The 9,550-nt window shown below is 75.0% G+C and carries 9 protein-coding genes and 1 pseudogene; 2 read left to right on the forward strand and 8 right to left on the reverse strand.

Annotation, left to right across the window (positions count from 1 at the left end):
* Positions 1-37: 37 nt before the first annotated feature.
* Both ACN6LM_RS20240 and ACN6LM_RS20245 read right to left on the reverse strand, forming a co-directional pair.
* The gene (locus ACN6LM_RS20240) at positions 38-427 is read right to left on the reverse strand and encodes a VOC family protein (protein ID WP_445066786.1); all 390 of its coding nucleotides are present in this window, start codon (positions 425-427) and stop codon (positions 38-40) included.
* Between the two features lie 47 nt (positions 428-474).
* Positions 475-2,025, reverse strand: coding sequence for a 3-hydroxyacyl-CoA dehydrogenase (locus ACN6LM_RS20245; RefSeq protein ID WP_445066787.1), 1,551 nt, complete (start codon positions 2,023-2,025; stop codon positions 475-477).
* A 147-nt stretch (positions 2,026-2,172) separates the two neighbouring features.
* Between ACN6LM_RS20245 and ACN6LM_RS20250 the strand changes: the two genes are divergently transcribed.
* Positions 2,173-3,069, forward strand: a complete 897-nt coding sequence (locus ACN6LM_RS20250; protein ID WP_445066788.1) for a LysR family transcriptional regulator — start codon at positions 2,173-2,175, stop codon at positions 3,067-3,069.
* Between the two features lies 1 nt (position 3,070).
* On the opposite strand, the gene ACN6LM_RS20255 is transcribed toward ACN6LM_RS20250, so the two are convergent.
* The 6 genes and pseudogenes from ACN6LM_RS20255 to ACN6LM_RS20280 all read right to left on the reverse strand — a co-directional run.
* Positions 3,071-4,054 carry a hypothetical protein gene (locus ACN6LM_RS20255; RefSeq protein ID WP_445066789.1) on the reverse strand — a complete coding sequence of 328 codons (984 nt, stop codon included), beginning with the start codon at positions 4,052-4,054 and terminating at the stop codon, positions 3,071-3,073.
* A complete protein-coding gene (locus ACN6LM_RS20260; RefSeq protein ID WP_445066795.1) occupies positions 4,047-4,571 on the reverse strand; it encodes a GAF domain-containing protein in 525 nt (174 codons plus the stop codon). The genes ACN6LM_RS20255 and ACN6LM_RS20260 overlap by 8 nt, the downstream gene beginning before the upstream one ends.
* Before the next feature lie 13 nt (positions 4,572-4,584).
* Positions 4,585-5,460, reverse strand: coding sequence for a S8 family serine peptidase (locus ACN6LM_RS20265; protein WP_445066790.1), 876 nt, complete (start codon positions 5,458-5,460; stop codon positions 4,585-4,587).
* On the reverse strand, positions 5,457-8,570 hold the full coding sequence (locus ACN6LM_RS20270) for an AAA family ATPase (RefSeq protein ID WP_445066791.1): 3,114 nt from the start codon (positions 8,568-8,570) through the stop codon (positions 5,457-5,459). Before ACN6LM_RS20270 ends, ACN6LM_RS20265 begins: the two co-directional genes overlap by 4 nt.
* The gene (locus ACN6LM_RS20275; RefSeq protein WP_445066796.1) at positions 8,567-8,941 is read right to left on the reverse strand and encodes an aroma-sacti cluster domain-containing protein; all 375 of its coding nucleotides are present in this window, start codon (positions 8,939-8,941) and stop codon (positions 8,567-8,569) included. Before ACN6LM_RS20275 ends, ACN6LM_RS20270 begins: the two co-directional genes overlap by 4 nt.
* 6 nt (positions 8,942-8,947) lie before the next feature.
* A pseudogene (locus ACN6LM_RS20280) lies at positions 8,948-9,091 on the reverse strand (helix-turn-helix domain-containing protein); the annotation flags it as partial.
* Positions 9,092-9,313: 222 nt separating this feature from the next.
* Here ACN6LM_RS20280 and ACN6LM_RS20285 point away from each other — a divergent pair.
* On the forward strand, positions 9,314-9,511 hold the full coding sequence (locus tag ACN6LM_RS20285; RefSeq protein ID WP_164403485.1) for an aroma-sacti cluster domain-containing protein: 198 nt from the start codon (positions 9,314-9,316) through the stop codon (positions 9,509-9,511).
* Positions 9,512-9,550 lie beyond the last annotated feature (39 nt).

Here is a 9,550-nt window from a genome sequence, read left to right on the forward strand (position 1 = left end):
CCGCCCGGCCGGACAGGCGGGACTTCCGAAACACCTCCTAGGCGTCAGCCGGCGCGAACAACGAGACCGCGCAGCCGTCCGGGTCGAGGACGACGGCGTACCGCTGCCCCCACACCGCGTCCCACGGCTTCAGGTGGCCCCGGTGGCCGGCACCGGTCAGGTCCGCGTCGACCTCGGCCGGGCTGTCGCAGAGGAAGGCGAGCCCGAGCCGGTCCCCGCCGGACGGCGGCGGCGCCCAGTCGGGATCGAAGGAGCGGACGACGTCCTCGGTGTCCCACAGCAGCCGCCCGCCGCCCGGCAGGACCACCTCCACATGGGGCGCGGATTCCGCGCCGGTCGGGATGTCGAGCCCCAGCCGGCGGTAGAAGGCGAGGGATGCGGGCAGGTCGGCGGTGGTGAGGGAGACCGCGTCGAGTCGTGGCGTCATGCACCGACCGTAGGCAGGGCCCCGGCCCCCCGTCTTGTACGAATCGGTCACGCCCCGAGCACGTCCCCAGGCGACGTCCCCGGGTCCGTCAGCGCCAGCCCCAGCGCCGCGCGCTCCGTGACCCAGCGGGTCGGGCGGTGGCGCGGGTCGCCCGTCGACGCGTACAGCGCCCGGTGCAGCTCCAGCATCCGGGCGGCGCCGACCCGGTCGCCCCACGCCAGCGGGCCCACCGGGTAGCCGAGCCCCGCCGTGACGGCCACGTCGATGTCGGCCGGGGCGGCGAGCGCGCGCTCCGCGATGGACGCCGCGACCGACACGACGGAAGCCAGCAGCCGCTGCGCGACCGAGCCCGCCGTGTCCCGGACCACCGACACCGCGAACGGCTCCCCGCCGGCCGCCGCCCGGGCCAGCACCGCACGGGCGTCCCGGCCCGCCGCCGCGTCCGCCGCCGGGGTCACCGCGAGCACCCGTCGCCGCCCCGCCGCCGGCAGCGGGTCGACGCCGAAGGCGCGGCCAGCGGGCAGCCCGTGCGCGGCGACCGCCGAGGCGACCGGGGTGCCCCAGACCGGGACCAGGACGACCGCCGCGTCCGACGGCCGCTCCCCGCTCTCCACGGCGGCGCCCGCCGAGGCCAGCGCCTCGCGGAGCGCGGCCGCCCCGGGCTCCCGCGCGGGGTCCGGCGCGAAGACGTGCACCGGGCGGTCCGCGTCCCCGGTGACCGGCGGCTCCGGCGCGGGGCCCGCGGCCTCGGGGCCGTACGCGTACCAGCCGTGACCGGTCTTGCGGCCGTGCAGCCCGGCCGCCACCCGGTTCGGGGTGAGGAAGGAGGGGCGGAGCCGGTCCTCGTGACGGAAGCCCTCCCAGATCGAGTCGATGACGGCGGCCGTCACATCGAGCCCGGTGAGGTCCATCAGCTCGAACGGGCCCATCCGGAGCCCCAGCACATCGCGTGCGATCCGGTCGATGTCCGCCGGCTCCCCGACGTTCTCCTCAAGGAGCGCCAGCGCCTCCGTCACCAGGCCGCGCCCGGCGTGGTTGATCAGGAAGCCCGGGGTGTCCGCGACCGTCACCGCGCGGTGGCCGCAGCCCTCCACGAGCGAGGCGAGCAGCGGCGGGATCTCCGGCCGGGTCGCGGCGCCGGGCACCACCTCCACGATCCGCATCAGCGGCACCGGGTTGAAGAAGTGCAGCCCGGCGAGGCGTGACGGGTCCTTCAGCGCGGCGGCGATCCGGGTCACCGACAGCGAGGAGGTGTTGGTGGCGAACACCGCGGACGAGGGCAGCGCCTGTTCCAGCCGGCCGAAGACCTCGGTCTTCGTCGCCAGGTCCTCGCGTACGGCCTCGATCACCAGATCCACGTCGGGGCCCGCCGCCCACGGATCGTCCAGCGGGACCAGCCGCGCCACCGCCGACTCCGCGTCCGCCGCCGCCATCCGCCCCTTGGCCACGGCCCGGTCCAGCATGGAGCGTACAAAGGAGACGGCGTCCGCCACCGCCTCGGCGCGTACGTCGCACAGCTCGACGGTGTGTCCGGCCGATGCCGCCCACTGGGCGATGCCACGGCCCATGGCTCCGGCGCCGACGATCCTGATACGCATGCGGTCACGGTCCTCTCACTGGGGCGGGCCGGATGCCCGCGCTGCCGACGCTTTCAGCGGCTTTGATCGCCGTCCAATACCGAATTAGGCTCGGACCGAGACGCCGGAACAATCAATGACGCCGGCGGGCCCGGGGGAGGGGACGGCATGGAGCTGCGCCACCTTGCCGCGTTCCTCGCCGTGGCGGAGGAACTGCACTTCGGCCGCGCCGCCAAGCGGCTCCGGATGGCGCAGCCGCCGCTGAGCCAGCAGATCCGCCGCCTGGAGAGGGAGCTCGGCGTCCAGCTCTTCGAACGCAACACCCGCTCGGTGCGGCTCACCAGCGCGGGGGAGTCCTTCCTCCAGCCGGTGCGGACCGTGCTGGACGACCTGGACACGGCGGTACGGGCCGCGAGGGCGGCCGGACAGGGCGCGTACGGAAGGGTCCGCATCGGCTTCGCGGGCGCGTCCAGCCACGAGACGCTGCCGCTGCTGACCCGGGCGGTGCGGGCCGCGCACCCGGGTATCGAGCTGGTCATGACCGGGCAGACCTACGCCGACGTGGCGCTCGCCCGGGTCGCGGACGGCTCGCTCGACCTGGGGTTCGTCCGGCTCCCGGTGACGCGGCCGGGCGTGAGCTGCCGGGTGATCGACCAGGAGGAGCTGGTGTGCGCGCTGCCCCTCGACCATCCGCTCGCCGGCCGCCCCGAGATCCCGCTGGACGCGCTGGCCGGGGAGCCGTTCGTCGCGTTCCCCGCCAACACCGGCTCCACCGTGCGGGACGCGATGACCGAGGCGTGCGAGGCGGCCGGGTTCACCCCGCGCGTGGTGCAGGAGGCGCCGGACTCGTACACCATCCTGGCGCTGGTCGCCGCGGGAGTCGGGGCGACCCTGACCGTCACCTCCGTCCAGCACATCCAGCTCAGCGGCCTGGTCTACCGCCCGCTGGCCGGTCCGCCGATCCGACGGCAGCCGGCACTCGCCTGGCGGACGGACAATCCGTCGGCCGCCCTGCGCGCGGTGCTGGAGGTGGCGGAGCGGGCGCTGCCCACCCCGGGCGGCTGATTCAGCCCGCGCGCCCCGCGCCGAGGAAGGCGAGCAGGCTGACGGCCGCCGGGCGGGCGTCCCCGACGGCGGTCCGGTGGAGGTCCCGCACGGTCCGTACGACGGCCCGGGTCACCACGTCGACACCGGCCTCACGCTCGAACCAGTGCCAGTCGCCGTGGGCGTTCATCTCCAGGAACACGGGCTCCTCCCCGGCCCAGAGGAAGTCGAACGCCCCGTAGACGGCGCCGCAGTCCCCGGCCAGGGCGCGCGCCGCCGAGGCCACGGCGTCCGGCGGCCGGACCCGCCGGACGCGCACCTCGCCGGGTCGGGTCCAGATGTCCTCGGGACGCTCCTTGGCCACCTCGAAGGCGTGCAGCTCGTCCCCGGCGAGGTAGACCCGGTACTCCGCGTCGTGTTCGACGTACTCCTGGAGCACCACCGGTGTGGAGCGGGGGAGCCCCGGCACACCGGCGAGCCGGTCGCGGTCCAGGACGCGCGGCAGGTACCAGGCGAGCCGGCCGGGCACCGGCTCCACGTAGTGCCGGTCGAGGACCTTGAGCACGTACCGCTCGGCGGGGAGCAGCCCGGCCGCGTCCGCCGGGTCGGTGGTGACCAGTCCGCGCGGGACGCGCACGCCGAGCGCCCGCGCCCGGTCCCGCTGCACCAGTTGCCCGGGGTCGGCAGCGCCGATGGCGGCCGGGGAGGCCAGGGCCAGCTGCTGGGCCAGGGCGGCCCAGGCGTCCCGGTACGCCATCCGCCCGCCGGCCGCCCCGGCCGGCGACGCGGCCCGGGGCGAGAAGTGGCGCAGCCAGGTCACCGTCGGGGCGAACCGGTGCCCGTCCAGGGTCAGTACGCCGTCCGGTCCGTGGACCGCCCGGACGTCCGCCAGGCGGTCCGCGTCGAGCCGGTGCACCGGTACGCCGATCCGCCGGAGCAGGCCGGCCACCTCGGTGGCCTCCCCGTCGCCGCTTCTGGTGAGGAGCAGGACGCAGCGCTCAGCCATGGGTCGGGGCCAGCAGCGATTCCGCCATCTCCAGGAGCCGCAGCGCCTTGTCGGACCGGTTGCTGGGCTCGGCGGCGCGCAGCCGGGTGAGCAGTTCCAGCCCGATCGCGGCCTGGTCGGCGAGCAGCCCGAGCAGTTCGACGTCGGCCATCTCCCGTACGCCGCCCGCCCCCCGGTCCAGTACCTCCAGGACGCCGACGCACTCGTCGTCGCCGAACAGCGGAGCGGCCATGATGCTGTCGGGCACGTACCCGGTGGAGGCGGCGGCCTCGCCCGAGAAGTGCCGCGACTCGCGCAGGTCGTCCACGAGCATCGACTGACCCGACGCGGCGACCCAGCCCGCGATGCCGGTACCCGCCGGGAAGCGCGTACCCACGAGTTGGCCGTCGCCCTCACCGGCCACGGCCTCGAAGACCAGGTCGCCGGTCTCCGGATCGATGAGGAAGATCGAGGAGGCCGCCGCGCCGAAGGCGTGGCGCGCGACTTCCACGACGGACTGCAGCAGGCGGCGCTCCACGGGCGTCGCGGCGTCAACGGGTTTCGTCATGCGCACCTCCAAGTCGACCGGTGGTGTTCCCGGCGCAGAGGAACAGCACCGTCTTCAGCTGGAACGGCGTGAGCCAGGGGTGCTTGCCGAGGATCAGCGCGCACAGGCCCGAGATGTGCGGTGCGGCGAAGCTGTTGCCGGTCGAGCGGATGGTGCCGCCACCGGGCCACGCCACGGGCACGCGTACACCGCGCGCGTGGAACTCCACGGGCGGCGAGGGGTTGTAGTAGTACGTCATCGGGTCGTCCTCGTCGTGGCTCGCGACGGAGACCACCGAGGAGAACGACCAGGGATAGCTGGGTACCGGCCGGTTGTGCGCGGAGACGACGAGCACGCACCTGCGGAAGTAGGCCCGGTCGGCGAGCTCGTGGAGCCGCGCGGTCAGGGCCGGCCGGGTCGTCGCCAGACTCAGGTTGATGACGTCGAAGTCCTGCTCGATGGCCCACGCGAGACCGGCGATGAGGGCCGGGCCGCTGCCGGTCTTCCCGTCCGTCAGCACCTGGACGGACGAGAGCGACACCCCCGGCGCGACGGACCGGATCACCCCGGCGCAGGCGGTGCCGTGGCCGGCGCGGTCGGTGGCCTCGCACGGCACCATCCTCACCTCGCCGTCCTCGTCCGGCACGGCCGTCACGGCGAGGTCGACCGGGCCGACCATCGGATGGCCGCCCTCGACCCCGCTGTCCACGACGCATACCCGGACCCCGGAACCGTCGGCGCCGCCCCAGGCCCACTCGGGTGAGACCGAGTCCATGGGGACGGACGAGAACCCCTCCGCCGTCTGGACCCGGGTCGCGCCCCAGGCCGGGACGCCCGGGGTGTAGGCCCGCGGAGGCCGTCTCCAGGGCGGATCGCTCATCGCTTCTCCTCCAGCTCGGCCAGCCACGCCCGTACCGTCCTGGCGGGGAGCACGGCCTCCTTCGCCGTCAGCGCGGCCAGCGCGCGCCCGGCCGCACGCCGGGCACGCACCGGTTCGCCCACGGCGTCCAGCACCCGGGCCGCCTCGGACCACACGTCGCCGATGAGGCACGGGTCGTCGGTGCCGTCCACGGCGGCGGTGGCGCGCTCGGCGTCCCCGACCGCCTCCCCGTACGCCCCGGCCCGTGCCCGCACCCGTGCCCGCAGGGCCAGCCGGACGGCCCGGGTACGCGCCTCCGCCGGCGGGTCCGCGGGCGGCTCGGCGAGTTCGGGCGCGTCGAGGAGGCCGTCGGTCCCGGCGCGGAACCGCTCGCGGGCCGCGTACAGCCGCAAGGTGGCCGCGGTCCGGGTCTGCCCCAGCGCGGCGAGCCCGTCCGCCGCCGCCGTGTAGTGGCCGGCCGCCGCCGGGTGCGCACCGGCCAGGGACTCCACGAACCCCGCCGTCTGGTCGGCCGCCAGGGTGCCGAGGGCCAGCGCCAGGTCGTCGCAGTGGACGCGGACCAGGGCGATGTCCTCGCGAGCCGCGTCCAGCCGGTCCGACAGGGCCAGGTGCCGTGCCCGGGTCAGCAGGACCGGCACGAGCAGACTCCGGTCGCCGTCGAACCGCCGGACCAGGTCCTCGCAGAGCGCGACGGCCTGGCCGAGCGGGGTCGGCGACCACTGCGTCAGCTCGCAGATGGACGCCAGGATGCGGTTGCCCTCGTAGGTGTCGCCGAGCCCGTGCGCCCGGGTGAGCGCGTCGCGCATGGCGCTCTCCGCCGCACCGGTCCGGCCCTCGGCGAAGCTCCGCAGCGACGACAGCTGATGCAGCCTGCACCAACTCAGGTCGTCCGCCGCACCGGGCGCGGCGCCTTCGTCACCCGGCCCGTACGGAACGCCGGCGGGCGCCGGTCCGCCCGAGCGCAGGGCGATCAGCTGCCGCAGGACGGCACAGGTGTCCCGGGTCGGGGCGTCGCCCGCGTTCCCGCGCTCCGCCTCCGCCACGGCCCGCCGGGCGCTCTCCCAACGGCCCAGCGCGGCGTACGCGTCGGTGATGCGGGCGGCCAGCACCCGGTGCTGGGGATCGCCGTCCGGGGTGAGATCGCGGCCGCGCTCCATCAGGGAGACGGCGGCGGGCAGGTCGCGGCGGTGCAGGGCCCGGTAGCCGGTGGCCACCAGGGCGCGGGCCGCGCGGCCGGTCAGCGCGGGCAGCCCGGGATCGCCCGGGTCCGCCTCGGACAGCAGCCGGCACGCGGACTCCAGGTGGTGGGCGAGGTCGCCCTCCGCGGCCGGTCGCGGCGCCCGCCCGTCGAGCCGGTCGGCGAGCACGGTGTGCCAGTGCGCGCGCCGGGCCTTCGAGGTCATCTCGTACAAGGTGTCCCGGGCCAGGGCGCGGGTGAACCGGTAGGCGCCGGGCGGTCCGTACAGGTGGAGCACCCGGGAGCGCAGGAGCCTGTTCAGCGCGTCGTCCAGGGCCGGGCCGGCCAGGGCCGGTTCGTCCTCGGCGAGGGCGCGCACGTCTCCGGCCGTGAACGACCCGCCGACCCCGGCCGCCCGTTCCAGCACGGCCCGTTCGGTGGCCGGCAGCCGGTCCAGCCATGCGGTCAGCAGGACCCGGACCGATGTGGGGACGCCCTGGTCCGCCGACCGGGGGCCGGACCGGTTCTCCAGCAGCAGCTCGGCGAAGAGCGGATTGCCGTCGCACTCCCGGACGACCCGGGCCAGCTCGTCGACGGTGGCGACCGCCTCCTGCGCCGCGACCTCCGCCCGGTCCGCGAGCAGCCCCACCAGCCGCTCGGTGTGGGCGCGGGGCAGCGGGTCGAGATGCAGCACGAGGTCCCCGCCGGACGGTGCCGCCGCCTCGTTCCTGGCCACCCGGACGACCAGCACCTCCGCGTCCCGTATTCCTTCGCACAGATCGGCGACCATCCCGGCGAGCGTCGGCTGTGCCCACTGGAAGTCCTCCAGGACCAGGATCACGGGGGCGCCGCGGCCCAGGGCCTCCAGCAGCCGCCGGAACGCCCATCCGATCTCCTCGACGCTCACCGGGAGCCCGTCCCCGCTGCGGATGCCCAGGGCCGCGGAGAGTGCGGTGACGGCGCGGCCGGCGCTCGGGCCCAGCGTCTCCAACGCGCTCCGCGCCTGCTCCCAGCCGCCGGGCAGCGACCAGACCGCGTCGGCCAGCGGGCGGTGGGCGAGCCCGGCACCGTACGCCTGGCAGCCGGCCCGCAGCACGACGGCCTCCTCCGCGCCGTGCCTCGCCAGGAACTCCCGTACCAGGCGGGACTTCCCGATACCCGCGGGGCCGGTGACCGTGACGGGGCGGCTGCGGCGCTCGCGGCGGACCGCCTGGAACTCGCGCAGCAGCGCGGCCAGATCGGCGTCCCGCCCGACGAGGGGCACCAGATCCTCCTGGCCCGTGCCCTCGACCAACGAGAGGGCCCGCCAGGCGGCGACCGGTTCGCGCTTGCCCTTCACGCGCAGCGGTGCGACGGCCTCCACGCGGACCCGTCCGCCGACCAGCCCGGCCGTCTCCTCACCGATCAGGATCTCGTGCGGCCCGGCGTGCGACTGGAGCCGGGCGGCGGTGTGCACGACGTCCCCGACCACCCTGGCCGCGCCGCCGAGGACCCCCGCCACCACGGCCTCTCCGGAGGCGATCCCGCAGTGGATGTCCAGCCGCACCCCGGGACCGGTCGCGATGGCCGCCACGGACTCGCGGACGGCGCAGGCCGCCCGGACCGCGTGCAGCGCGTCGTCCTCGTGGGTGACGAACGCCCCGAAGACGGCCATCACCGCGTCGCCGATGAACTTCTCCACCACACCGCCGTGTTCGGTGACGGCCGTGGTGCAGGCGCGGTAGTACCGGTCCATCGTGCGCCGCAGCGCCTCCGGGTCCAGGGTCTCGGCCAGCACGGTCGAGCCGACGAGGTCGATGAAGACCGCCGTGACGATTCTGCGGCTGTCCGACGACGGCGCGCCCGCGACCACCGGTGTGCCGCACTCGGGGCAGAACCGGGCCCCGTCCGGCACCGCGGCCCGGCAGCCGCCGCACCGCGCGGCACCGTTCACAGGAGCTTGAGGTCCTGTCCCTCCACCTCACCGGAGACCGCTTCCAGCCGCTCCTTGACGGAGTTGAGGACCTGGACCTCCTGTTCGCTGAGCCCCGAGAGGACCGAGCGCTGCTCGACCGCCAGGAGGTCCACCGGGTGTCCGGCCTCACGTAGTGCGTGCAGGGCGTCGAAGGTCATGGTTACCGGTACCTCGTTCCCGTAGTGCGGCCAGTCGAGCGTGACGCCGGCCGGTCCGATCGAGCACTCCGCGACCGCCGCCGCGAGGGCGCCCACGGCCTCGGGAGCCTCCTGCCGCTTCCGCTCGTCGGCGGGCAGCGGCGGCCAGATCCCCTGGACCAGAACGCCCTGGGCGTAAAGCCGCGCAATCATTTCCGTACGGTTGGACGCGCCCGTTCTTCGGAGCATGTTGCATAAGTGGGCCGCCACCGTGTGCGGGCTGATGCAGAGAGCTTCGGCGATATCCCGGTTCGAGGAGCCGGCGGCCACGAGCGAAGCGATCAGAATTTCACGCCTGGTCAAACCCTTTACCCCTCATTTCGGTGAGCGAAGCATGGGCCGGCGGGGGGATTTCCTCACTCCCGGGGGTCAGAGTAGCTGCGGGTCATGTTCCGGACAAGAACGCCTTGAGCGGGATCACCCGCCCGCCGATTCATAGTCGATCGAGGGATATGAAGCCGGGGGGCGCCGGAGCAGCCTTGCCGTTGCACCAGCCCGATGACCCTCTCCATGAAGGAGTGACCCATGTCGCAAGCACCCCTCGACGCGCTGCGCAGCGCCGGCACCCCGGTCGACCTGCTGTCGGACTCCGAGCGCGAGGTCTTCAACGGCCTCAGCCCGGACGAGGTCGCGGTCCTCGGCTCGATCCAGGCCCGGCTGAACGCCGTGTCGGCCGCGGTCGAGGGCCAGGTCAACGACAACCAGGTCAACGTTCTCTGCTGATCCCAGCTTGGGCGGGTGCGGCGGCACCGGCCGCCGGAC

The organism is Streptomyces sp. SAS_281, assembly GCF_052542855.1.